Origin of the sequence: Streptomyces sp. NPDC020884 (genome assembly GCF_044333935.1) — a bacterium.
In the GTDB taxonomy this organism is placed as follows: domain Bacteria; phylum Actinomycetota; class Actinomycetes; order Streptomycetales; family Streptomycetaceae; genus Streptomyces.
In genome coordinates, this window is record NZ_JBIRRY010000010.1 from 65246 (window position 1) to 90391 (window position 25146).

At 68.2% G+C, this 25146-nt stretch carries 18 protein-coding genes; 7 read left to right on the forward strand and 11 right to left on the reverse strand.

The window, feature by feature from the left end:
• Positions 1–518: 518 nt before the first annotated feature.
• The 8 genes from ACH4UK_RS28030 to ACH4UK_RS28065 form a co-directional block, all read right to left on the reverse strand.
• Positions 519–1355 (reverse strand): hypothetical protein, encoded by an 837-nt coding sequence (locus tag ACH4UK_RS28030; RefSeq protein WP_398360727.1) that lies wholly within the window; start codon positions 1353–1355, stop codon positions 519–521.
• Positions 1356–1614: 259 nt separating this feature from the next.
• Positions 1615–2445 carry a hypothetical protein gene (locus tag ACH4UK_RS28035; RefSeq protein WP_398360729.1) on the reverse strand — a complete coding sequence of 277 codons (831 nt, stop codon included), beginning with the start codon at positions 2443–2445 and terminating at the stop codon, positions 1615–1617.
• 809 nt (positions 2446–3254) lie between these two features.
• Positions 3255–3554, reverse strand: coding sequence for a hypothetical protein (locus ACH4UK_RS28040; protein WP_398360731.1), 300 nt, complete (start codon positions 3552–3554; stop codon positions 3255–3257).
• Positions 3551–3916 carry a hypothetical protein gene (locus ACH4UK_RS28045; protein WP_398360732.1) on the reverse strand — a complete coding sequence of 122 codons (366 nt, stop codon included), beginning with the start codon at positions 3914–3916 and terminating at the stop codon, positions 3551–3553. Before ACH4UK_RS28045 ends, ACH4UK_RS28040 begins: the two co-directional genes overlap by 4 nt.
• 158 nt (positions 3917–4074) lie before the next feature.
• A complete protein-coding gene (locus tag ACH4UK_RS28050) occupies positions 4075–4386 on the reverse strand; it encodes a hypothetical protein (RefSeq protein WP_398360734.1) in 312 nt (103 codons plus the stop codon).
• Positions 4387–4538: 152 nt separating this feature from the next.
• Positions 4539–5810 (reverse strand): hypothetical protein, encoded by a 1272-nt coding sequence (locus ACH4UK_RS28055; protein ID WP_398360735.1) that lies wholly within the window; start codon positions 5808–5810, stop codon positions 4539–4541.
• Complete coding sequence (locus ACH4UK_RS28060) at positions 5800–6633, reverse strand: ParA family protein (protein ID WP_398360737.1); 834 nt, start codon at positions 6631–6633, stop codon at positions 5800–5802. The genes ACH4UK_RS28055 and ACH4UK_RS28060 overlap by 11 nt, the downstream gene beginning before the upstream one ends.
• Before the next feature lie 1065 nt (positions 6634–7698).
• Positions 7699–8508 carry a hypothetical protein gene (locus ACH4UK_RS28065; protein ID WP_398360739.1) on the reverse strand — a complete coding sequence of 270 codons (810 nt, stop codon included), beginning with the start codon at positions 8506–8508 and terminating at the stop codon, positions 7699–7701.
• Positions 8509–9934: 1426 nt separating this feature from the next.
• Between ACH4UK_RS28065 and ACH4UK_RS28070 the strand changes: the two genes are divergently transcribed.
• The 3 genes from ACH4UK_RS28070 (at position 9935) to ACH4UK_RS28080 (ending at position 14696) form a co-directional block, all read left to right on the forward strand.
• Complete coding sequence (locus ACH4UK_RS28070) at positions 9935–10798, forward strand: hypothetical protein (RefSeq protein ID WP_398360740.1); 864 nt, start codon at positions 9935–9937, stop codon at positions 10796–10798.
• 53 nt (positions 10799–10851) lie between these two features.
• Positions 10852–13194: a hypothetical protein gene (locus ACH4UK_RS28075; RefSeq protein WP_398360741.1), complete on the forward strand. Its 2343-nt coding sequence runs from the start codon at positions 10852–10854 to the stop codon at positions 13192–13194.
• A 335-nt stretch (positions 13195–13529) separates the two neighbouring features.
• Positions 13530–14696 carry a conjugal transfer protein gene (locus tag ACH4UK_RS28080; protein ID WP_398360743.1) on the forward strand — a complete coding sequence of 389 codons (1167 nt, stop codon included), beginning with the start codon at positions 13530–13532 and terminating at the stop codon, positions 14694–14696.
• 118 nt (positions 14697–14814) lie between these two features.
• On the opposite strand, the gene ACH4UK_RS28085 is transcribed toward ACH4UK_RS28080, so the two are convergent.
• Both ACH4UK_RS28085 and ACH4UK_RS28090 read right to left on the reverse strand, forming a co-directional pair.
• A complete protein-coding gene (locus ACH4UK_RS28085; protein WP_331759471.1) occupies positions 14815–15849 on the reverse strand; it encodes an HNH endonuclease signature motif containing protein in 1035 nt (344 codons plus the stop codon).
• A gap of 243 nt (positions 15850–16092) precedes the next feature.
• Complete coding sequence (locus ACH4UK_RS28090; protein ID WP_331759469.1) at positions 16093–16785, reverse strand: GNAT family N-acetyltransferase; 693 nt, start codon at positions 16783–16785, stop codon at positions 16093–16095.
• 296 nt (positions 16786–17081) lie between these two features.
• On the opposite strand from ACH4UK_RS28090, the gene ACH4UK_RS28095 reads away from it, so the two are divergent.
• From ACH4UK_RS28095 to ACH4UK_RS28110, 4 genes are read left to right on the forward strand one after another with little or no spacing between them, the layout of a single operon-like run.
• Complete coding sequence (locus ACH4UK_RS28095; RefSeq protein ID WP_331759467.1) at positions 17082–17384, forward strand: hypothetical protein; 303 nt, start codon at positions 17082–17084, stop codon at positions 17382–17384.
• A 52-nt stretch (positions 17385–17436) separates the two neighbouring features.
• Positions 17437–17898, forward strand: a complete 462-nt coding sequence (locus ACH4UK_RS28100) for a hypothetical protein (protein WP_331759466.1) — start codon at positions 17437–17439, stop codon at positions 17896–17898.
• A complete protein-coding gene (locus ACH4UK_RS28105) occupies positions 17898–20846 on the forward strand; it encodes an ATP-binding protein (RefSeq protein WP_398360746.1) in 2949 nt (982 codons plus the stop codon). The genes ACH4UK_RS28100 and ACH4UK_RS28105 overlap by 1 nt, the downstream gene beginning before the upstream one ends.
• Entirely contained in the window at positions 20846–23173 is a 2328-nt protein-coding gene (locus ACH4UK_RS28110; RefSeq protein ID WP_398360747.1) for a hypothetical protein, read from the forward strand. The genes ACH4UK_RS28105 and ACH4UK_RS28110 overlap by 1 nt, the downstream gene beginning before the upstream one ends.
• Positions 23174–23962: 789 nt before the next feature.
• Here the strand turns inward: ACH4UK_RS28110 and ACH4UK_RS28115 are convergent.
• Positions 23963–25045 (reverse strand): hypothetical protein, encoded by a 1083-nt coding sequence (locus ACH4UK_RS28115; protein WP_331759458.1) that lies wholly within the window; start codon positions 25043–25045, stop codon positions 23963–23965.
• Between the last annotated feature and the right edge of the window lie 101 nt (positions 25046–25146).

The window sequence follows — 25146 nt, forward strand, 5'->3', positions numbered from 1 at the left end:
CGTGGCAAAGGCAACCAGTAGGTAGACGCGCTCGCCATACGGGGTTCCGTCTCGCCCCGGCATGTCGAGATGCCTTCTGCCCCTGCCCAGTGCAGCGTGTCAGGTGGAGCTCACCCGGACGCCCTTCGCACGTCGCCCGGGTGGGCCGCAATCCCGGTGGGCCCCGCACGACTCGCAATCCCGAGACCGCGTGGTCAGTAGGGCCGCTCGTAGGGGCTCATCCCGTTCGAGCACGATGGGATACACGGCATGCCTACGGGCGCAAGGCAGTCCTGGCAAGGCTCCTCCTCGTCGTCGTACGGCTCGAACGGCTCTGCGTACACGGATTCCATCGGCTTGTCCCTCTTCTGCGCGGGTTGGGTGTCGGCAGAAGCTACGACCGCAGGAAGGCCACCCACCAGCGCCGGCGAGAAGCCGCCTTGCATCGCGGCGCTCGTACGCGCTCGTAGACGGCGTACGGACAGGCCGGCAGACTCCCCGCCTCGGCAGAGAACCGCCGGACGCCGTGCGGGCCTCAGCTACGGACAGGCGCCCGCCCGCAGCTCGACACAGAACCGGAGAAGGCCCGACACAGCGCTCTCCAGGTCACCCGCGCAGAGAGCCGACTCGGCCCTGCGAACGTACTCGCGGGCCGTGTCGCGGTGTCGGAGCCCCCCAGCCGCCGGGTAGCTGCGCCCCTGCCGCAACTCCGCAGCGGCAAGCTCGACCAGCTCACGGACTGCCACAGGCAGCGCCTCCGCCGCAGGGCGGGACTCAAGCGGCAGCGGGGCAGGTACATGCTCGGCCACGACGTGCGCCTCACGGTAGAAGGTGGCGTTGCGTTCACTCGTTGCACAGACCACTTCACCGTGCTCCGCGCAGTCGACGACATGATCAGTGAATGGGCCGGCTTGGAGTTGGCGCGGCATGGACACCTGCTCATGCTCGGTGATCTGGACCTCCGGTGCCTCCCAGGCCAAGCAGTCGCACCTCCTTGCGCGGTGCTGCCCGGGGTCCTCACCTTCTTTGCAGTCGTGCAGTCGGTTGCCGTCATCGACGACCAAGGTTCCCCGGCCTCGCTGGTCGGAGTGGAAGGTCGCGTTCACCTGCAGCGTGCGTGCGTTCCGCCGGGCTACCGCTTCCAGGGTGCGGTGAATCTCGCTCCATGCGTGCGACCAGGTCCAAGAGGCTGCCCGGTCCGCCGTGGCGACTCCGACCAGGGACCGGTCCGCACCGGTCCCTGTGTAGGCGAGAGTGACGAGATCCGCCCGGGCCTGCAGGGCCTTGTGCTCCTCACGGATGGCCTTCAGAGGCACAGGCACATCGAAGTCCATGGACCCGTTGTAGATCATCTCGTCATCGTCAGCTGATGCCATGTGACCGCTCCTGGTGGTGTGGGTGGGCTTCCATGGCCCGAAGTCTTGGCCTTCTCCGGCAGTCCGCCGCATCCCCGCGAGTTCCACAGGGCCAGCAGGCCAGTCCGCCAGCCGCCCACGGGCCCAGGCGGACAGCGCCTCCGCCACCCCATACGGCTCCAGAGCGCTCGACGTGGAAGACTTTCAGGGCGCGAGCCGAACCGTACGTACGCCGTGGTGCGCGGGACCTTGTGCCCGCGCACCACGGCGTACGTACGGATCAGAAGCCGAGCACCTCGACCTGTGCCAGCACCTCATCGAGCGCGTCATCCCCGATCGTCCCAACCGCGTTCAGCCCCGCCAGGTACGTCCTCAGCCGCCCCGGTGCCGAGAGCCACTCGTTGGCCTTCGGCCCCCCAGACGGTTCCCACCAGCCCACCAGCTCCTCACCGGCGATCTCGTTCAGCACACGGGCCGCCTCCCGCTGCGGCCGTTCCCGCTCCTGACGCTCCTCCTGGGCCTTCCGACGAGCAGCCTCCGACGCGGCTTCATCCTCCTGGGCTCGCTTGTACGCCGCGTGCCACGCGTCGTACCGGGCGTCGCGCACGATCCGTTCACGCAACTCGCTGACCGATCCCAGGTACCCGATCTGCCGTCCCCCAGTGTTCAGCCGGAGCGTGCGCGGGGCGGCGCCAAGGCGTGGGGTTCCGAACCGCGTGATGACGCACGACTTCCAGAAGCCTGTCGGAGCGAAGCAGTCCACGACCGTGACAGTCCGAGCTGTCTTGCCGGTCACCCGAGCCACGGCCACCTTGTCACTCGTCCTGTAGCCCGCAACCGCTGAAACAGCCTCCCGAGCGGTCTGCATGCCCAAGAGGTCAAATGCAACCCCGCCGGGCTCGTCGTAGATCAGCACCAGGTCATCGACCTGGAGCTGGGACGTCTCAGTGACCGGGACCAGTCGGTCTTTCTTCAACGGCCGGTCATCGGGGTGCCGACGGGCCCACGTCGGCTTCAGGTCAGCATCGTCCGGCCACAACCCGAAGACGATCTGCGTGGCGAGCTGGCCAGCCTCAATACGCGCGGGCTGAGTAACCGTCTGGGTGGTCATGCGGTGAACCCCTCTCATCCTGTGCCGCCGGTGCAGCGGAACGAGACGAAAGGTAGGTACGAGCACCCACACTGGCGGCAGCCGCGCGAAACACGGAATCGACATCTAGGCCCATCGTGGGCCACCACGCGCGGGAGTACACCCGCCTGACCAGCGCTAACGCAGGTCCGCTTACCCCGCGCGACCCGGGCCTTCCGTTCTCCCTCAGGCGCTCCCGCGGTACGCCGAGGTCCACAGAGCGCGCCCGGCAGGGCCAGACTGCAACTGCCCCAACAAGCCCCTCGAGCAGAACCGGATCCTCGACCGGAGCATGCCGAAGCGGCGGCACGAACCGTGCGGCGCCCCAGGGGGGGAGGGCACACGCAGGCGTTTCGCACCGCCGCGTTCAGCATTCGGCCCCTTCCTGTAAGAGAGGCCGAACCTGCCGGGCTACCGATCGGCTTAGCGCCGGGCTGCCCAACAGAGCCGAAGATACTTCGCTGGCGAACCGCGGCTCAGATCTCGCGAATATTGCCCCCCGGAGCCCCCGAGAGTCACCCCCAGGGACGGACGCAAACTCAACACGCGCCGGAGCCCGCCTCGGGTGCGGCCGCCGGACAGGGCTCGGCTGCCCGGTTTGAAAGCGTCAGGGGCACGTCGGGCCGACCGTAGCTCAAGCCACGGTCCGGGCAGAGCCCTTGGCGCCCCCCGTTAAGCCTGCCGCCCCGCACGGTGGGGACCCGCGCGGGGCGGGGCCGGCCAGCCGAGGGGGATGGCAGGCCGGGGGAGCCGCGCTTGGAAGTGACACAGAGCGCGGCAGGTTCGAGAAGTCAGGTGCCGAAGACCAGCGCCGGCAAGCGACGTTCGATCAAACGCCAAGCCCACGCTGACAGTTCCTTAGCCTTCTGACGCTCCACTCCGGACTCCCACGCAAGCGCACCGTTCAGGCCGTACATGAGCACCACAGCCCTGCTCGTGCCCTCGATCTCCTCCTGGGTCAGGTCAGCGGGCAGGAAGTCGGCGTGACCGCCGTAGGCGTAACAGAGCAGGGCGTGCACGTCACTCGGCCCGAGCGTCAGCTGGCCGAGCTCCAACCGAAGCCGGTGGTCGGCGTCTACGGTGACGGTCACGGCGCCACCTGCACATCGATGCTGGCGGGCAGAGTGACGGTGACATCCACCTGGATTCCCTCCCACTGCGCCACCACGGTGTGCGTACGCACGAGGCGGCCATACATCTCCGCCGGTTCACAGCTGGTGACCACGCCCCCCAGCGCCTTCACGTACGCCTGGAACGCCTCCACCGTCTCGTACTCCCGCTGGAGGTACCCGTACAGCACCCGATCATCCCCCGACTGCGGGATCGGGACCGTCCAGTGCGGCGTCGGCAGATCCGGGTAGTCCGTGAACAGCTGCGCCAAAGCGAACGCAACGGCACGCTGGCTGCACGCCGGGGTGATCTTCCTGGTCGCCTCGGTGTGCGTGGCGGTCATCGCTGCTCCTGGATCGTTCGGTTGCTGACGACTCAGAAGGTAGTCAGCGAAGCGGCCACAATCCCGTTCTCGCGAATCCGGATCGGGCTGCCAGACCAGGGAGGCGTCCGAGCCGGGACCGGCCCTTCACTCGACACCGAGGGGCGGTCACCCCTCCCTCATTTCCCATGGCTCGGGTCTGGTGCGTAACCCTCCGCCCGGAGAAAGGCATCCAGGACAGCCGCGACAAGGTTGCCTACACCCGGCCCGCCACGTTCCACGTTGTACGCGTTGAGCCGGCGCTTCAGTTCGAGTTCCTCAGGAACGGCATAGTTGAGCTGTTCACGGTCCACCCCACGGCGCATGAGGAGCGCTTCCGTTTCGGGGTGCGGGCTGAAATCGATGGCTGCATCACCATCGCGCCCCTCCTGGGCTCTCAGGGCGTCGGCCAGCTCCTGAGCCTTGCGAGCAAGGGATGCTTTGCGCGGCATCGCTCTCCTTCCACGTAGGGATTGCTAGGCGTACGGCTATGGAAACGGCTATAAGTCTAGGCGTTCTGGCGTATGTAAGCCTAGTACTACCTAGCGACGAATGCCCGCCACCCGGGGAGGGTGGCGGGCATTCGTTTTCACGAAAGGGCTGGTCAGAACCCCATGACCCTCAGCCATCGGTCGAGCGCGACCGTGACGATGTCCGCGACGGGCATCTTGTCCAACCGGTTCAGAACGCGGTACATGGCCAGTCGGTGGTTCAGTTGCAGGTCTGCTGGCACTTGTGACTTGAGCGGTTCGCGCGAGATGAACCGCTCATTGAGGACCACTTCGGCCGGGCGGATCTCTTCAGGTGTGCCGTGACCCGTGTATCCGTTCCATGGGGGCAGCATGTCGTCGGCGGACGCCTTGCCACCTCGAAGGAACCAGTCCACAGCCACCGCGACCAGGTCAGCCGGCGGAATGTGATTTATCCGGGACACGACCTTGAGCAGCTGCAGTCGGTGTGGGATCTGCAACTCTGCCGGTACGGACGCGTTCAGAGCTTCCCGGTTGATGAACCGCTGGTTCAAGACCTCCTCGGCCCGGGGGAAGCCTTCGTTGACCGGCGGGGGCACGTGGTGATCCCACTGACTCGTGACGGCCGCAGCGGCTTGTCCCGAGCGCCGCTCGAGCGTAGCGCCAGGGCCCCCGACGCCGTTTCGAACGCCATCGGCTGCTGCCTCGCCGACCTCCTGATCGCCGACCGCTGCCGAAGCCGCAGCATGCGGAGGTACTTCCGCCCCAGGCCGGACAGAAGCGCCAGCCTCCTGGGCGTCGGCCACCCGGCGACCGTCGGGACTGCCAGGCGCCTGATCCCTTTCCGGTGTCCTCCCCTGCAAAGGGATGTCGGCGGAACCCAGGGAGTCGCCGACCTGATCGGAGGAACCTTCGGCATCAGATGCGGCCGAGGGAGCTGCCTCGTCTCCTTCTGGTGCACCAGACGCTCTTGGCACACCGTCGGCGGCGGCTCGGACGTACTCTTGCGCTTCACCGGTCTGCGCTGCCGCCTCCGGTTCTTGCGTGGGCGTACTTACCTCTCCGGGCACCACGGTCTCATGACGCCCGGCATCGCTGTCCTCATCCTTCGTTGCAACAGGACCTGCAGCCTGGACGCGGACAGGCTGCTGCTCCTCTGGCACCGCAGCGACCGAATGGCCGTCTCGCCCCTCCTGAGGAGCGTCAGCAGTTCTGGTGCCGCCAGCACCTTCTGCGGCAGCGGCCTTCGGGAACATGGGCTTGGGCGGTGTCCGGCGTGCCGTCTCACCTGTCGCCTCAGCTGCCTTGGTTTCCTTGGGCCCAGCGGCTGTCTTCTTGCCGGCGGCCTTGCGAGCTCGCAGCGCAGCCATGCCGCCCTGCGGCTGCGTGGACGACTCATCGGCCATACTTCTCCACCGCCTCCGCGACAGCCTTCATCTCCTCAACGAACGGCGTGGTCCGCTTGGACGGCGGGCTCGCACAGATAGGCACTCGGAGTCGGCGCTGCGGGATCCAGTAGTAGTCCCCCACTGAAGGACCAATCACAGCCTTGTTCTCCTCCGCAAGGCGCTCGAGCTCATCGAGCAGCCAAGCCGCAGGACTCCGGCCGACCTTGTACGGGATGAGCAGGAGAGGGTAATCCGGGAGGTTCTTCAGCAACCCCTCCAAAGCGCGGAGCTCCTCGTTCCCCAGCACGGCCGGTACGACGGTCACACGAGCAGCCGCCATCGCTCCGTAGGTAGATTCACTCCCACCCGGGTGAGTGTCGACTACCAGACGTCGCTTCAGGTCACGCGACCACTGCAGCAAGGACTCCGCCACGGTCCCAGCCCTCGGCTGGTTTCGCTCAAAGTCCGTGTGGCCGGGGATGAGGTCCGGCTTCCGGCCTCGGCCCGACAGCGGCTTGGGCGTCTCACCGGTCTGAAATGCCCTAATGAGAGGAGACTTGATCCTGTCTTCCTCGAAGTAACCCCACCCGCGGGTGACCCCACCCCAGTCCCACTCGAAGTCAGTGAGGACGCCGTTGAAGAGCCAGGCCAGCTCCTTGGCAGTGCGGCTCTTACCCACGCCCCCCTTGAAGCCTGCGACGGCGACGACGTCCGGCTCCTGCTCGGGCGGCACGTAGCCACCGCCGGCCTCAGTGGTGTCTTCCTCGTCGTGGCCCTCGTGCTGGGTAGGGATCGCGGTCGTCGCGTCCGCGGCGGCCACTTTCAAAGTCTCGCTGGTCATGCGTTGCCACCCCTCATGAGGTGGCTATCGTTGGTCTTCACGACTCTTTCTCCTTGCAGACGGTTGAGGGTCGAGCACCTTGCGCCCGTTGGGGAAAGGCCTCCCCGGCGGGCGCTGTGCGTTTCAGGGGGAGGCCCAAGCGCACTCGCGCCTCTCCTGACGGGCTCCATCTTGCCGGACAGCATCCCAGCACTTGGAACCGGTACAGCGTCACTGGTGAGTTTTAGTCCACAAGCGGCGCTGAAACCTGCCTGGATGGCCCGCCCCCAAGGTAGCTGTCAGTCGCGGCACGCCACGGGTTGCCGCGCGAACCGATCCGCTTACGGTTGGCACCGAACCAGCCTGAAACTGGAACATCTGACCAAAAGCACCTTGGAGTCGCACAAACATCTGGATATCCGCTCTCGACATGATCGCCGAAGGGGTGGTCAACAGGAAGGCGTCGCCTCCGGTTGACGGTTGACAACCGGATGCCCGCCAACGCCGGAGTTTCGGTAGCCGCCCACAGTCGACGCGATTGCCAACATCCAGCACGAAGCCCTTGCCTACGAGTACGGCGGATTGCCAGCGTCGGTGACAGTTCCCCAGCTGCAACCGCTGGCGCTTCCGTACCGCGAAGCAGTACTGCCTCGTTGGATACCCAGGGGTGCCCACGCCGCGCCCGGCGCTACCAACGAGGTTGAAACTGCATATCCAGCCGCCTGGCTACACGCTCAGCAACTGCCGACACGACTATGCCCTTTGCCACCGCCGACTACCGCGGCCCAGCAACCGGCCCGAGAAACAGCCAGCCCGTAGGCAGGCGCTACCGAGCCGAACCAAAACAACCCTCTCCCGCAGGCGACGTTCCGGCCCTTGCAGCAACTAGCCATTGACAGCTGGCATACGGCCGCAAGTGCATATCCAGGCGGTTTCCCCCGTAGCAGCGACTCCGATGCCGTATCCGGAGCCGCACTGGATACGGGTATTCGTCTCGCACCCCAGCCCTTCCCGCGACTCGGACAACCGTCTCCCATGGGAGACAAACGCCCTCTCCCACCTCACGCTGGCAGGCTGCTCAACAGCTCAAACCCGCCGAACAGCCTCCTCGGCCTCGACGAGGAACCGCAACGCAACCTCGTCGAGGGCCGGCGGCACTCCTTCCAAGAGCGCCTGGGTCCGGATGTCCCTGACGACTTGTCGCAGGTGCACGGCCGTACTCGCCTGCTCCGAAGGCGTCTCATCATTGCCGTCCAGGTACCAAGCGAGGTCATCCCACCACTCATCCAGGTCCTCCACTGCGAGGAACGACGAGCGCACAGCCAGCAAGTTGAGCGCGGCCTGGCGCACCCTGGCATGCCCCGAGGCGACCCGCCGGGTCTGCTCCGCTTCCAGGGCCGCCTTCGCCTTCGCCAGTCGAGGCGTACGGAGTTCCCACTTCGTCTGGATCGCCAACCGCAGCCGCTGCAGGCGCAGGGCCGCGCCCCCGCGGGACTCGATGCCGAGAATCACGCCCAGCTCCCGGCCTTTGAGCCCGGACCGGAAGCACGCCTCCAGCACCGCGACCTCCTGGACGTCGACAAGCTCACGTAGACGACGGGTCAGCCGAAGGCGGTCGAGGTTGTTCTCCCGCAGGGCTGCTCTGGCGTCCGCGAGCTGCTGTTCCTCGTCCCCAGTGCGTCTCCTCAACGCTTCCAGACGGTGCACCGGACGTTCCAGAACCTCTTCCCGCTCCCGGAGGTAGGCCAGAACGCCGAAGATGTCCTCCGGAGCCGGGAACAGCTCCAGGTCGCGGTCTCCTGCTCGGTGGTGACGTCTCATCACACGCTCGACAACGGGCGCGGTAGCGCGGTCCCTCAGGGGTTCTGGCGTTCCTCGTGGCATGACCAACAGCATGCCGGATCTGTCTTCACAGTAATGACAGGCCTCTCCGGGAAGGCCATTCCGAGGAATCTCAACCTGCCCTCACGCGCCCGCACGAAAGGTCGAATTCGCTCGGATCGCCGCAGGTCAGAGCGTCATCCGGACAGCGTGACCACCCGCACTTTACCGGGTTCGGACAGCCGGGAACAGCACCGCCGGACAGCCCGCCACCAGACGGCACCAGCGCTCCCGCTCCGCAGCCAGTCCGCCCCGCAGCAGCCCGCTCCCGCCCCCTCCCATGCACCCTCCGCCACCGCCCATCCCGGGCCCGGCCCCTCTCACCAGCACGCCCCAAGGCGGGCGCAGCACTCCCACCCCCCACCGCCCCCCACCACCCCCGGTCCGGAGCGCCACAGGCGCTCCGGACCGGCGGTGGTGAGCCCGGCCATCAGGCCGGGCTCACCACCGCCTCATGCAGATCCCCCTCGCCCTGGGCTGGCGTAGCGGCCGCCAGCACAGGCCAACTTCAGCGCCCGGCGGGGCACCTCTGGCCCCCGCCGGTGCGCACCCCTCGCTCCTCGCCGTGCTCCTGGTCCCCGCTCCTGGGCCCCTCGGGACGTCACGGGCCCGTAGCTGCTCCGCTACGCCGTACGGGCCGCTCCGAGGCGGGGGCACCGTACGGCGGCCGCCAGGTGCACACTCTGCGGCCCCTGGGAGCGCCACGGGTGCACGGCCGCACCGCGGCGGCCCCGCCCGTCCGCACCCCCGCCTCGGGGGTCCTCGTGCGCCCTGGAGCACCTTCGAGCCCAACCGCGCCCCGCCCCGGCACGTAAGGGCACCGGTAGGTGAGCCGGCCGAGCCCCTGGGCGAGACCGTGAACCACCGGGCCCGACACCAGACCACTATCAGCACCACTCACCACCCCTCGCTGCGGAGCGCCCAACCGCGCCCGCTCACCGGCCCCGCCGCGGAGCGGCCCGGCACCCAGCGCGCAGCGCACCACCCGAACCCCAGCCGAGCCCGACAGGGCGCACGGCGTCCTACGCCAGCCCCGCCAGGCCCGGAGGGCCGCGCTCTCCCTTCTTCTCACACCCCTTCCTCCCTTTACTTCCCGCGAAGATCCCAACTAGCTGGTGGGCCTCCACGGTGCCTGAGCTGCGAGTACGGCGATTTCCCGAACAGGTTTCCTCCACCAGCTGGCGGTGGCCGGTCTGGTTGGTATCTCTCGGCGTGTTCGCAACGTCAGGAAGGTGGAGACCGGATGCCGAGGCCAGTGTCGAGAGAGGTCACTCTGCTCCCGGAGGGGGTGCCGTTGGCGACCCCTCGCCGGCGTGCGGCCGCGCTACGAAAGGCATCAGCTGCTGGCGAAACGCGCGGGGATGGCACAGCGCGCTCAGATGGCTGGGAGCGCACTACTACCGACGAGTTGATGTTGGCCGGGGCCACGCGATTCGGTGTCATGACGCTGCGGCAGGCCGCGCGCCGGTACTGGCACGGGGTGGAGGAGACGGCTCGTCAGAGGGTCCGCTGGCTCCGAGAGGCGGGCTATCTGCGCATGTCGTCGGATATCCGTTGGGCGGGCGCGTGCGTGTGGACGACGGCGCGGGGCGCCCGTGCGAGCAGTACGGAACTCCGTCCGCCGGAGTGGCCCGGGGAGCGGCTGCTTCACCGCTTGGCGATGACGGACGCGGCGTTCACCTTCGAGCTCGGCGGTGCCCGGGTGCTCTCGGAGCGCGAGGTTCGACGTGCTGAGGCAACAACGTCAGGGCGCGCCGAGCAGGTCGCTGCGGCGCTGACGCGGCAGCCCGGTTCCACGTTCGACGGCCGGGGACGGGAGCGATTCCTGTGTGCCCCTGTCGGAGCGGGCGGGCGGGTCCATTACCCGGATCTTGTGGTTGCCGCGCCGTTGGGCCTGGTGGCTGTCGAGGTGGAGATCACGGCCAAGAGCCCGGCGGAGATCCGTCAGGTACTGCGGTCGTACCGCGACTCACGAGCGGTCTTTCCTCAGGTCGTCTACTTCGCCACGGAGCCGGTGATGGCTCTCCTGCACGGGCATGCGCACCCGCGCACGGGTGCCTGGTCGGACGGGGTCGCGCAGCAAGTGGGCCTGCTTCCTCCGGGGCCGCCTCAGTACCGGCCCGACAGTCCGTTCCTTGTCCGGCATTTTCAGCCGAAGGACCCGGGCGTGGCCTATCAGCTCGACCTGAGGCAGGTACCGGACACCTGGCGGGTGGATTTCTCGCGGTGGAAGCAGCTGCGCGAGCGGTGGGCAATGGAGGCGGCCGGCGTCGGATTCCTGACCTGGTGGCAGCAGCAGGCGTAGCTGGAGAGCGGACGTGCTGTGCGTTTCAAGAGAGCAAGGAGAGCGGGGATTTCGTGGATCACATGACGGAGATGAAGCGGGATGAGGACGAGTCCGTAGCCGGGTGGCTGGGTGCGGTTTGGGGGATGGCACTGCTTGCGGTGTGCGCGCCAGCCATCCCGATCGCGGTCGCGGGACGACTCGCGGTGCGGGTGGGAAATCAGGCATGGCGAGTCCTGACCGCGGCGGCTGCCGCCTGCGCCGGCGTTCTGTTCGTTGTGGCGTGGGTGATGGAGGGGACCGTTTCCGGTGCGGTGGACTGGCATGTCGCGGGGGTGGTCGGCCTGTGGCAGGTCATCGCTGCTGCGGTCGGTTGGGACCTGCCGCACGACATGTCCGTGACGGCCGCGCTGGGTTGGATGGTGCCGCTGTCGGTCCCGGTGGGGCTGGCCTCGGCGGCCGTGTGGATCGCGGTGGTCGACTTCCAGGCAGGGGTTGAGCCGCAGTTCGAACTTGACGACGTTCCTGCCGTCGTGGAACTCACCAGGGCTGAGCGGCGTGCTGCGGGGAAGACCGCAGCGCGGATGCGGGCCGGCGCGTACACGGACGCCACCACGGTGCGCCGGGACTTCCTCGGTCGGCGGGTGGAGATACCGGGAACGGTCGGTTTCGGTACCGGTCGGGCCGGGCTGCCGGTCGTCGCCGAGCATGACGGGTTCCTGCGGCCGACCTTCGTCCAGGGTGTGCCCGGCTCGGGTAAGACAGCCGTGACCAACTCGGTCGGCGCGCAGCTCGTCGGACTGGGATCCGGCTGGGTGGTGGTTGACTTCAAGGGCGGCCGGGATGTGGCCGCGCACTACGCGGAGGTTGCGCAGGTCCACGGGCGGCGCTTTCTCCACTTTGACCTGGCCGACCCGAACGGCTCGCCGTACGCGCCGGTCGCCCCGGGTGCTCCGTCCTCACCGGCGTTCTACGACCCGCTGGTCCGCGGTAACGCCACGTCGAAGTCGGACATGCTCCTGAACTCGGTGGGTCGCGATGGGGACGCGGCGGTCTACTTCCGCAGCGCTTACGAGTACACGCAGCTGGCGTACCAGGTCGCCGACTGGTCGGGGTACAACGTGGGCAAGGGCGGGTTCGAGTGCCTCGTCGACCTCCTCGACATCGAGTTTCTGCAGAAGGTCGCGGACGGGATCGACATCCATGCGGTGGCTGCACGTGTCCCTCCGGCGCAGCAGGTGGCAGCGCGCCGGGCGGTGCATGAGGTGCGTGAGCGGGTGGCCACGATGGTGGCGAACTGGCGGCGTGATGAGCTGACGCGGTCGGCGGTCGCGGATACGCAGCGTCTGATCTCGACGTACAGCAACGGGCCGGCGGCTGGTCAGTGGCTGCGCCCGGGGCCGGGGGAGCAGACGATCGATCTGCGCCGGGCGGCGCACGAGGGCGACATCGTCGTCTTCTCGCTGAACGTCTCCACGTACGGCTCGCTCGCCCGGACGTTGGGGACGCTGGTGCTGCTGGACATGCAGAACACCACGGACATGCTGCGGCGTGACATCGCCTCGGGTGCGGCACCGCAGTGGCCGTTGTATGTGCAGGTCGAGGAGTTCGGGTCAGCGACCGGCGATGCGGTGCTCGGGCTGTGCAACAAGGCCCGTGACGCGATGGTCCGGCCGATCCTGTCGACGCAGTCGTGGGCGGACCTGGTGGCCGTGGACGGCACCGGTGTGTGGGCGAAGCGGGTACTGGAGACGTGCGGGAACTTCCTGTGCCTGCGGGTCAACGGAGCTGAGGATGCGGAGGTGCTGTCGGGGCTGACCAGTCAGGTCACGAAGGTGTACGGGCGTAGGCAGCATCAGCTCGACCGGCATGGCCGTCGGCGTACGAAGCGCGGCGGGCTGATCCAACGGGATCCCCGCCGGGAGGCGCGGGTGCCCGCGTCCGTGTTCCAGGACCTGCCCGACCATCACTTGGTCTGGCTCACGAAGCATCCGGCCCTGTCGACGGTTCACTCGGTGGACGAGGGTCCTAACCGGTGGTGGGAGGCAGTCCATACCGTTCTCGTCGATGCCTCGGCGGTTCCTTCGGTGCGGGAGCCGGTAGTCGTCTGGAGGCCGGACGGGACGTGGGGGCTCCCCGGGCTGGAGCCGGTGACGCTACTGAAGCAGCCGCCAGCCCGGCCCGCAGCTGCACCGGGTCACCCTCTGCCAGAGCATCCGGCGGCAGGAGCCCTTCAGGGGTTCGCGACCGGACAAACCCCGGTGCCGGCACCTCCCGCGCGCGTGCCTGTCTCGGAGATTCCACCCGCTCCTCGGGGCTTGCCTCGTCTTCCTCCGGAGCCGGCCCCCGACGGGCCGGGGCATGGGGATGGCGATGGTGACGATGGCTGGGATTCGGTCATGTCGCAGTTCGACTGAGTCAGGTGGCCGTATGCGTGGGTGTCCGGTCGGCATCCGACACTGCCTCTCGCAGCTACAGCAGGTGCGGGGGGTTCACCCCGGCGCCGGACCGGTCCGCTTCCCGCTTTGGAGATCACGTGAGCTATCCGCACCTCCCGCACGGAGAGACGACGCCGCCTCAGCAGGAGCCGTCAGATCCCAATGCGTGGCTGCCGCCACCGCCCGGAGCGTCGGCGGCGGCTGCGGGGCACGCCGATCCGTCGGGTCAGGCGGGCGCTGCGCCGTGGGGTGAGCAGCCGGGCGCAGGACAGGGTGGTTGGCGGGCGCCCGGCCCGGCGGACGGGTACAACGCTGTGCGGGCGGCGGAGGAACTCTTCGCGCGGGGTGCCGCGCCGGGGCAGTCTCAGCAGTTCGTCATCGATCCGGTTGCGCAGCCGCAGACGGGGGCGGCGACGGCCAAGGAGAGGAAGCGGCAGAAGAAGGAGGCTAGGGGGAAGGCCAAGTCCGTTCCCTCGGAGACACCTACGGCCGCGGCCGGTGATCGGTTTGACGTGCCTCGCCCCGGAGGGCGGTTGAGCGGCGGCAGGGGCACTCACGTTGCCGCCCGGATGACTGCCCTGGTGTCCGTGTCGTTCCTCGCGCTGGGGACGGTCGGCGTGATGGCGTACACCGCAGGTCATCCGGCCCCGGTGGAGACCGGCATCACCGATGAGGAGGTATCCCAGTACCGGCTGACGCCCTTCCCGGTGGAGCGGGCGATCGCCTTCGCGGACCGGTACGCCCGGCTGTGCGCGAACCAGAATCCGGAGCAGGCCGAGCAGCGGCGCCAGGCCATTGCCCGGCTGTCCTCTGCCGGGGTGGACCCCACGTGCGGGTGGGACGGCAAGGGGACACAGGTTGTGGCGTACTCGGTGTGGTCGGGTGTCATGGAGCCGATCGCCGAGTATCCGGAGCACGGCTTCTACATCGGGGTCCAGGTGCAGCTGACCACTGGGGGGCTACGAACCTTGTCTATTCCGGTGTGGGTGGATGACCTGAAGTCGGGCAATGGCATGCGGGTCGTCGGCGACGTGGGGACGTTGCCGCAACCGGATCCGGCGACCCCGCCGGCGGTGAAGGACCCGCTGGAGGCGGACTCCGTCCTGTCGGCGGAGCTTCAGGGGAAGCTGTTCGCGGACTTCTTCACCTCGTGGGGGGCCTCGAACGCAACGACGCTGTCGCGGTACGTCGCGCCGGGAGCGAGCACTGCGGCGAGGGCGGGGCTCCGGGGTGCGCTGGGGTCCCCGCAGGTGTCCGACGTCCAGGTGCTGCTGCCGAAGGGGGTAGGGGCGACGGACGGACACGAGTGGGGTGTTGATGACGTCACCTGGGCGAGGGTGAGCGTGCGGTGGAAGGCGGGAAGCAGCCTAGTCACGGAGCGGTACCGGGTGCAGGTCGTTCTGACGGATCAGGGCTGGTTCGTGAAGGACATCAGGGCGGGTGTGGTCGACCAGGAGGGCGGGAAGGCCAACACGTCTTGACCCTGTGGTGCCCCTCGGCTGATGGCGCCCGGGCGGGGCGGTGGTGTCGGTGGCCCCGGGGCCGGGCGGAGCTGTGGCAGCTGAACGGTGCGCGGCCCGCCATCCGGCTGCCGTCGCGTTACGCGACGTTGAGGTCCTGGTCCCAGTCCTCGATGGTGCAGTCGCCGGGCTGCACCCGCGCGGGCTCGTCGGCGAGGTCCCAGTCGGCCACGAAGGAGTATGTTCCGCTGACCATGGCGTCGCCTTGCAGGTCGTCCGTCCCGCCCCCGTCTGAGCTGCTGCGGACCACGGACGCTGCGAAGCCTGCTTCGAAGGCGCCCTGGAAGGTGAACTCGACCTGCCCGGCGTACCGTCGGAAGTCGAGAGAGTCGATGTTGAGGGTGATGAAGTCGCTGGTGGGCGGTCCGGCGGTGATCGGGGCTCCTGTCTCCATGGCCTCGAGCCCGGCTGTGACCCGGCTGTGCATCTCCCCGATGAGCTGCGCTATCGGATCTTGGAGGACGTCTTCCAGTTCGGTGGCGCACAGGTTCTCCAGGAGGGAGATCGTGAGTCGTCCTCGGTCATCCAGAGCCACATCGATGCGCTGCCACAGGCCGTCTTCGTCGTCGACGCATACGTCTATCTCACGGAACGAGCGGTAGTCGCCGATGCCTTGCTCTGTCATCGCCAGGACCTGAACGACCGCCGGGGCAGTGTCCAGGAACTCACGCCGGGTGTCCGGTTGGCTGAGATCTGCGGTGGCGGCCTCCAGCAGGTGTGTGGCCACCTTGCCCGACCGGCCGAAGGTCTGGACTCGGGCGAGCACGGCAGGGCGACGCTTCTCGGCGGCGGCCAGGCAGTTCATCGTGACGCCCGCTTGGCGTGTGGAGTCGCTTTTGCCCTCCACTCCGTTGCACGGTGGGCAGATCGGGGCAAGGTTCTGAGGGTCCTGGACGTCGAAGTCGTCCGGCAGGCCGTACGCCGCCTTGAGTCGTTTCAGGTCCGCGTCGGTCACGTTTTTCGGGATGATGTGGTCGATCTGGGAGACGCTGAACTCCAGCGGTCTGGTGCACCAGTAGCACTTCGAGTCCCAGGCTTCCCACAAGGCCAGGCGCAGGACTCTGTTGGCCCGGCCCGCTCGGTAGCGGGCGATGGTGGCTGTCTTGCGTCCCATGGTCTTCCCCCCAGGCACCGCTGCGTGAGGAACCGTTGTACCTCAGGCTGTGCGGGTGCGCCGACCAGACCGTCGAACGGGAAGAGCAGGAGGCGCCAGAGCGGAGGAGGTTCCCGCGCGCACCGCCGCCTTGTGGTCGCCGTGCGCTGGCAGCCATGGTCCGCAGAGCCGCTGGGCTCTGTCGCGGTTGCAGCGGCGGCCCCACGACGGGGCAGCGGGCAAGGACCTGCGGGGCCGAGAGGGTCACCGGCCGGTGAGCAGGCCCTTGAGGATGCCGTCCCTGTAGGACACCCGCGGGGTGAGCGGGCGCACCAGGTGGCGCATCGACGTGCTCGCCGGAAACCGGATCCGGCCGATGGGTAGTTGCAGGTCGAGCGGTGCTCCGGGGGGCAGTACGTGGAAGCCGTCGTCCTCGTAGTACGGCGCGAGATGGGTCTGGTGGGCGTGAATGCCTCCGAGCATCACTTCGTACCCCTGGTCGGCGTAGGAGCGGACCAGGGTGTCGACGAGCCGGTGGCCCAGTTTGTGGCCGCGGGCGCTGTCGGCCACGGACACCGCCTCCAGCTCGACGAGGGTCGTTGCCAGGGTGAGGCACAGCTTCCGGCCCAGTGTCGCCTCCCTCGCCATCAGCCAGTCGAAGGGCGGGATCGCGTGGGCGAGACCGACGGCCGGTCCCGCAGGGGATTCGTGGGCGAGGAGCAGGGTCGCGGTGCCGAACTGGGCAGGCAGTCGCAGTCCGGTGCGCATCCGCTCGATGATCTGGTCGGGCATCGCCGCGTCCGTGAAGTTGACCGTCTCCAGCAGCGCTCGTACCGTGCTGGCGTCGTCATCCGGAGTGGCCGGGCGGATGAGGTACCGCTCTTCCAGAGCGCCTCCAGCCTCAGGCCGAACCGGCTTGTTGCGGCGTTCTGCACGTCGTCGAGAAGCTCGTCCCATACCCCTTGTCCTTCCTCACCCTGCCGAGCCCGGGAAGACGATGGTCCTCATCCCGGACTGCGCCATCGTGCACCCCGAACCGGCCACAGACCAACCCACAGTCCCTGGCAGTACGGAGCCGCGAACCGGCCCGAAGCCTGCGGCTCACACCGTGTGTTGGTCTTCTGCGGCCCCGGTGATGGGGCGAGCAAAACGTCACGTGGGGACCGCGCTGTCCGGGGCCGCACAGAGGGTGTCCGCTTTGCTGGCTAGAACGTGAGCGTCGGAATACCGCACCTCAAGCAAGGTGAACGCTCATGTCTCCTGCCCTTTCGGCCGTCGCGGCTTTCAGCCCGGCGTCCTTGCACACGCTCGCCGCTCCGACGGTGGACGGTGTGCTGAACAACATCGGCACTGAAGTGAAGGTGATCGGGCTCTCCCTGGCGGGAGTGATGATCGTGGTCCTCGGAATCAAGGTCATCATCTCGATGAAGGGCGGACAGAGCCTGCGTGAGGCCATACAGAACCTTGGGGTTCTCGGTCTCGGTGTCGCCATCATCGTCAGCGGTGCCGTGATCCTCACCATCATCCAGACGCTCGCGACGACCACGCTCAAGTAGCTGCCCCCGGGCGGCGCAGGGCCGTAGGGGCAGCTCCCTCTCAGGGAGCTCCATGAACTGGCATGACGGCGACGGGATCGTCGCCCACGACTACACGCGGATGCGGGACCGTCCGAAGCGCATGTTCAGGCTGGGCGGGCCGCTCCCGCAGTGGATGCCCGGCATCAACATGCAGGCCTGCGGCGTGACTCTGCTCGTCGGCCTGGGCTGGGGGGCGCTGCTCGGTCTGGTCAGCCTGGTGATTCCGCCGCTGCGCGACGCGTGGTGGGTGGCTGCCGTGCTGTTCGCCGGCCCTCCGGTGCTCGTGGGCTGGATGTGGACGCGTCCTATTCCCAGCAGCAAGCTGCGCCCCGGCACGGAGCTGCTGGTCCGCCTCGACTACGCGTTCCGACAGCCGCGCCGGGTTCAGGGGCTAGGGCGGTCCGAGGAACCGCAACGCCTGCACTGGCAGGTCATTCTCTGGTCCTCGCCCGGGGGATCTTCCATCCGCAGTACACGAAAGGGGGGCTCCTGATGGGGGCGCTGATCATCGGCATCGTGGCGATCGTGGCCGTGCTGGCCCTGACATGGTTCCTCGTGCCATCGACGAAGGACGGGCACACCGATAAGCCGAAGAAGGACGGGAAGACCGGTACAGCCGGCGGAGGGCAGATACGTGAAGATGCTCATCGGCTTCCGTACCGGTACGCGGATAACAGGATCTTTGTCCACGGGGACTCGGTGTGGACCGGAGTTCGGCTGACGACGCATCCTGAGGAGCTGGCGTCGGCGGACGAGCTCACTGCGATGGCGACGGAGCCGGGGCGGGTGTTCGCGGCGCTCGGCCGGTCGGACCGGCCGGTGGAGTGGCATCTGAAGATCGTGGAGAAGCCGGTCGACGCTCCGGCGGAGACCGCGCGGATCGTGGACGCGGCGTGGCTGCCGACGCGGAACTACCGGGCGTATGTGGAGCGGATCGCGGAGTACCAGCAGCGGCTGGGCGCTTCGGAGCGCGAGGTGGTCCTGTTCGTGAAGCTGGGCTCTCTGACCCACGGGCCGACGGTGAGCCTGGGGGAGACCTCTGCAGAGGTGCCGCGTCCGCGAAGTGGGGAGAAGGCCGGGCTGACTGCTCGGGCGGGGGAGTTGGTCACCGGGGTGTCCGAGGAGGACCTGGCGCCCGCCACGATCGAGCGGTGGCAGGCGGTGGCCGCTTCCGTTCACCAGGCGTTCGGCAGGCTCGGGGAGCCGCTGTCACGCGCGGACCTCGTGTACCACATCCGCAAGCCGCTCTACGGGCACCTTCCGGTGCCGAAGGAGCCGGTGATCCGCTCCAGGGCTTGGGGGCGCTCCCAGTTCGACCTGGTCGTGGATTTCCGGGGGGACAACTCGCGGCCGACGCACATCGAGATCGAGCAGGTCGACGAGGAGACCGGGCAGCAGCTGGTGTCGTACGCGACGACGCTGGTCGTCGCGTCGTGGCCGGAGAGCATGCGCTTTCAGCAGTACCAGGCGTGGGCCCGGCGGGTGGGGGAGCTGGACTTCCCGGTGGATGTCTCCTGGCGCGGCACGCTGCTGCCGGCGCAGCAGTTCAGCAAGGAGATCGTCAAGATCCACAACAACCTCAAGGACGAGTATGAGGACATGGTCGCCGGAGGGAGGACACCGGACCAGCAGCTGACCGGCCAGGTCGCCGTGTCCAAGGAAGCGGTCGACGCTGCCGTGGACGACCCCCGCCCGGGGTTCGAGGGCCGGATGAGGTTCGCGGTGTCCGCGCCGACGGTGGAAGAGCTGAACCGGCGGACCAGCGAGCTGAAGAAGCACCTGGAGCGACAGGCGGGCGTGGAGGTGCTGCGTGCCAAGCGGCTGCAGTGGCGGCTGATACAAGAGGCGCTGCCCGGCGACGAGCCGAAGGTGCCCATCGCCCCGTACCAGCGGATCCAGTCCCTGGAGACGTTCGGGGTCGGTCTGCCCACGGCCGGGGTCAACATCGGGGACCGCACGAGCCGGGATCGCAGCGGGCATGTACTGGGCTGGAAGGGACCGTTCATCGGCTGGTCCGGCCGTTTCCCCGTTCACTACGCGCTGCACGTAGGCCCGGCACGGAACATGGGGGCAGGGGTGGCCTGCGCAGGAGCGTCCGGCGGGGGGAAGTCCAGCCTGGGGCTGCTCAAGTTCTGGCAGGAGTCCGAAGCGGGCACCGAATGCGTGGCGATCGACCCGAAGGTCGACTTCGCCCAAATGTGCTACTACCTGGCTTTCGGGGCGCAGGTGAACGACCCCGAGTTCGAGCGGGAGGCCGCTGAAGGCACCATCGGCACGGCCTACTCGAAGTTCCAGCCCGTCAACGCAGAGTTCTGGGCCGAGACCCGGGTCATCGACCTGCTCAAGAGCCACGACGGTGTTCTGGACCCCTGGGCGATCACCCCTGACGTTCACGCCGGCCGGCTGGTGGCGGAGACGATGTTCGCCGGGTTCATCGGGCAGCAGATGTGGCAGCGCGTCCAGGTGCCGGTCACCGTCGCGATGGAAACGGTGGTGGACCGCTACGACCAGCGGTTGCAGGCCCTGATGGCGCAGGGGGCGGGCGCGGCGCTGGCCGCGGCCAGCGCACCGCGGCCTACAGCGTGGGAGGTCGTGCAGGACATCGAGGACCAGCTCGCAGCCGCGAGGGATGACGCCACGAGCCGGGCTGACAAGCTCGCGGAGCTGGAGCTCGCAGTCACGGTGCTGAAGTCGCTGCGGAAGATGCCCTACGCACGTCTGGCGTTCGCGAAGGAGCCACGCCCGTTCGAGGCGACCCGCCGCCGCCGGACGGTGATCACTCTGCGAGGACTGGAGCTGCCGCAGGACGACAACCCGGACAACTGGCAGGCGCCGGACCGGCTCGCGTCGACGATCCTGCAGATGGTCATGCGGATGGCCAGCCAGATGCTCGACGTAAAGCTGGAGCAGCACCCGGTGACCGGTCTGATGGCGATCCGGCCCAAGGCGCTGTTCGTCGACGAGAGCTACGTGGTGACGGCGACACCGGCCGGCCGGTCCCTGCTGCAGCGAGCCCTGAAGCAGGGCCGGTCGTACGCGATGGTCGTCTACCTGATCACGCAGCAGGTCGCCGACCTCATCCGGATCGAGGATGCGGAAGCCCGCGAAGGCGGGACGAACCAGATCCACTCGGCGTTCATGTTCCTGCAGAAGTCGGTGGAGGAGGCACGCCGCGTCGCGCCGATGCTCAAGCGGGACCCGGACGACCCGCGGGTCACCGCCTCGCTGATGGAACCGCACCTGGAAACCGGTGTGTGCATGTACCGCGATGCCGACAACCGGGTGGGCACGACCGAGATCGACCTGGTGTTCATGGAGCTGCTGCGGGCTACCGACACCAACCCCAAGACCCGGCCTTCCCGGCAGGCAGTCGACCCGCCGGCCGACGTGGCGCTCTGGTCGTTCCAGACCGACATGGGTGACCTGGAGGTGGCTGCCTGATGAGCATCCCACTGGCTGTTCGCCTGATTCCGCCTAGGCCCCGCAGCGGATCCGTCCGCGCGGGCATGACGCCGCTCGCCGTCCCGGCGGGCACGCTCCCACCACCCCGCCGCAACGGCCTGTTCATCCGTCAGGTCCGCCGGGCATCCGCAGCGGCCCGGGCGGGGGTCTTCACCGTTCTGACGGTCGCGGCCCTGGTCCTCGGCACGCCCATGTCCACAGCGCAGGCCGCCCCGTTCGGGCTGGACTGCATCGGTGTGCCGGGCAAGGGCAACTGGGGCCCGGAGTTCTACGCCTCCGCCTCCACCGTGCTGCTTCCGACAGCGAAGCCCCAGTACGGTCCGGCACCGACCGCGGACATGAACAAGAAGACCGTCGCCCGGAACTACACGCTGTACGAGCTGACCAACGGGCGCGGGCTGCTGTGGTCGACGTACAAGAAGAACGCCAACGGCGACGACTCCTGCTCGATCATGGACGTCGCCGGGAACTGGATGGCTCAGACCACGTTCGAGTTCAGCAAGTCGCTGGCCAACTTCAGTCTGGCGATCCAGGACCTCGCGATGAACACGGCCCCGTTCCAGGACCTGTACCAGGGCAAGAACGACTCCGCGAACAGCCTGGTGGCGAAGCTGTACTCAACGGTCTGGGCCCCCCTCGGGACCGTCATGATCACACTGTGCGGCGCGTGGGTGGTCGTGCAGAGCAGAACGAAAAGCAGGGCCAAGGTGTGGCAGGGACTCGGTGGCATGGCCGCCGCCCTGTTCGTCAGCGCGCTGCTGCTGCAGGGATCTTGGTACACCACCCTCACCTCGGAGGCCGACCAGGCGATCAACGGGTTCTCCTCCGCGATGACCGAGGTCATGCTCCCGGAGAACGCGGCGACGAAGACGGCTGACCCGTGCTGGCTGGCCGAGGGAGTCCCCAACCGGGCCAAACGCATCAGCTCCTGCACGATGTACAAGGCCATGATGTTCACCCCGTGGGCGGCGGGGCAGTTCGGGCACAATGCCGACAGCGTCATCGACAGCGGGTGGAAGGGCGACCCGGGTGGCGGGTGGAGTACCGATGACTGCTCGCAGGGGTACCGGTGCACCGACATGCGCACGGCCCAGGTGATGGCACAGACGTACACGCGTGCCGACGACAACGACTCCCTGGCGAAGAAGGGCGACTACTTCGAGAAGGTCGCCAAGCAGATGGCCAAGGACGAGCGCAAGAGCCGGTTCAACGACTGGCGGGGAGCGAACCCTTCGTCGCGGATGCAGGTCGCCATCGCCTCCGGCATTTCCAACGTGATCCTCGCACCGTCGATCGACATCGTCGCTCTCTTCAAATTGTTCTGGGAGGGCTTCATCCTGGTCCTCATCATCGTGCTGCCGATCGTCGGAGCCATCGCGGCTTTCCCACCGGCTACGTTCGTCGCACGGGAGTGGGGCAACGCCTTCACGATCGCTTTCGTCCTCAAAGGCATCGCCTGGACGGCGCTCACCCTCCTGCTGGCCATCTACACGATGATCCTGAGCAGCAGCGCTTCCCTGGGTGTGCAGGTGCTGATGATCGTCATGGTCGGAGCGGGCCTTTGGTACTTCGCCCTCAAGATCATGAAGGGTGCGCGGCGCAGCACCGATCAGGCTTTCGAGGCGCAGGCGGCGTACAACGACGTCACCTCCCGCTCGGGCAACTTCGTCAAGACGCAGGCCAGGTCCGCAGCACGCCGCGGGATGAGCCAGATCACCGGAAACCGGATTCCCAGTCCCCGAGGAACCCGACGCCCGCAGGCTCCGTCCCGGCCAACAGCGCCAAGCTCCTCGCCGGCTGGAGGTTCCGCCGGGGCGGGTGCGGGCAAGCCGAACGGTGGGCAGACGACCGTACAGCCAAGCAAGCCCGGGGGAGCGAAGCCGCCGGCTCCGACTTCCAAGGGGACCGGAAGCAGCCCCAGCGGTCCCGCTGCCACTCCGCCCCCCGCGAAGGGGAAGCAGGGCAGCAGCACGACCACTGGGGCGGGAGGCGGCAGCGTGAAACGTCCGGCTGCAACTCGGCCGGGCACGTCCGTGAAGCCCGCGAGCGGTGCAACCGGCAGCGGATCGGCTGTTCCGCCGACCCGCTCACCGTCTCCGCAGACAACAGTCTTCCGTCCGGCCCGCGGGCCCGTGCCCATCGCAGGCCCAGCCCCCACAGTTCCAGCGACACGGCGCCCCTCACCGCGCCCATCGCCAAGGCCGGTACCCCCCGCCGCACCTGGTGCGGTTCCCTCTCCGCCGGCTCGCCCCAACCCCCCAGCGACACCGGCTCCTCCCCGACCGCGCTCTCCCCGCCAGGACTGAGCGGCTGCGGGCGCGAATATAGGGGCACCCCGGCGTAGACGGAGCGTGAACCCAGGCATGACGCCCCGATCGAGGGAAGAGCTACGCGTCGGCCCTAGGGCACTGCTACGTTGTTGCCGTCGCCGGGACCCTGGGATACCCGGCGGAACCCCTTGACCCTGTGTCCAGGGAATACGCGCCCAGGGCGAGGATCGCAACGCAGACCGGACGAACGTCCACAGCAGTACAGGGCCTCAACGCCCCGTTCTCGGCAGATTGAGCGTCGAGGAAAACGAAGGCCTCCCGGGCGCCCCGGGGGGCCTTCGCCTTGGTCTGGATCAGCGCGACGCGTGCCACTTCTTCTCCCAACTGGCAGTGACCAACGCCTAGGGACGGTCACTCGATCCTGCAGTCCATGCCCCTCATCCCTTTCGACGCCCCAACGCGGGAGCGGGCCGCTCATGCTGGCACGCGGGGCAGATCGGGCTGGCCGGGCCGCCGTAGCGGGCGGTCAAGCCCCCGCAGGCGCGTACGCACGGACCGACCTGATGCGGGGAGCAGCCCAGGATGAGCGCCGCCGACGACGCGGGGGTATCCAGGGGAATGCGCTTGGGAGCATCGTCGCTCATGCGATCGAATCTACCGTTGGACCTGGGACAACCCCCTACTCGGCGCGCTGGGGGCCCTGGCCGCAGAGCGAACTCGGGGGCCGGGGTGCTCTGCTCGCCTCATCGACCTGCGTCCGCTCCTGCGCCGATTCGGCAGTGCGGCCTGGTTGTACGTCCGCGTCTCATGCTCTGATGTGCGCGGTCATTGCATGATCGAAACAGCAGAGGCGATGAGCCGCTGCCGCCTGTCGCCGCCTGCCTGGCCGACGGCCCCTCGCCGCCTCGTGGTGAGGCGCCCGCGCCTGACCACGAGGTGATGGAGATGCCCATGCGCCTCCGTAGCCGCAAGTAGCGTCACGCGGTGATCGACGTACCGATGTGCCTCCGTATCCCAGATTCCTGCTACGTCGATGGAGACGGTGCCTGAGGTGAGACCGGCGTTCGGTGCGGTGACCAGGGTGTGGACGTCCGTCGCGGCCAGGTTCATCTTGCGGGCGAGCGCACGGTCCGCGGCGGCGAAGCCTGCCAGTACATCAACGAGTTGGTCGGGAGCCCCATTCAGCGTGTACGCCTGCACCTTCCCCCGGGTCTGATCGGCGATACGGCTCAGGGCAACCCTGCCGGGGGGAAGCCGGTGCACCGCCGCGATCGTTCCGTGAGCGCCGACGAGTACCTCGGTGTCGCGCGGTGAGGTCGAGAGCCACAGCCGGCCTGCATCGTCGCGGCGCCGTACGGGGATGCGACCAGTGGATGACCGGGCTCGGCGCAGCCGCATCCTCCAAGCCGCCGGAAACCCGGAGCGCAGGACCAGGGCAAGGGACATCAGGGCGACCGCCGTTGACAGGGAAGCGGCGGGGAACACAGCGGCGGTCAACGCCGTGGCGCACAGGGCGAGGTGGCACAGCACCACGGTCACGGCACGTGAGCCACGGTGGCGGGCGGAAAGCCTCGCTCCCGCTGGAGCGGCGAGAGCGAGAGCCCACATGGGCACGACCTCCCAGGAAGCTATCGCCTCGGGTACGCCCGCAGCTTCGCCGACGCGGTGGATGGCAGCGGGGATCCACATCATCGTGAGGCAGGTCGACAACACGGTCGTGGCGACGCTGCGGTTCGCGCGGAGCCACAAGCCGAATCCGCACAGAGCACCGACGGCGCACACAGCGAGCCCTGCTGCGGGGCTGGTCGTAGCGATCTGCAGCGTGATGAGCGCCATCGCGAGGGCTGCGGCGGCGAGGAGGAGCCGCCGGGCGCGCGGGAAGGTTCGAGCGGTTGATGGTGTGCTCATGCCTGGGCCGTCCTTCTGCAGCAGGGTCTAAGCCGCTGGGGACGGTACGGAGAGAAGCGGACAGGGCCCGGAGAGGTCATCTCCGGGCCCTGTCGCGGTTC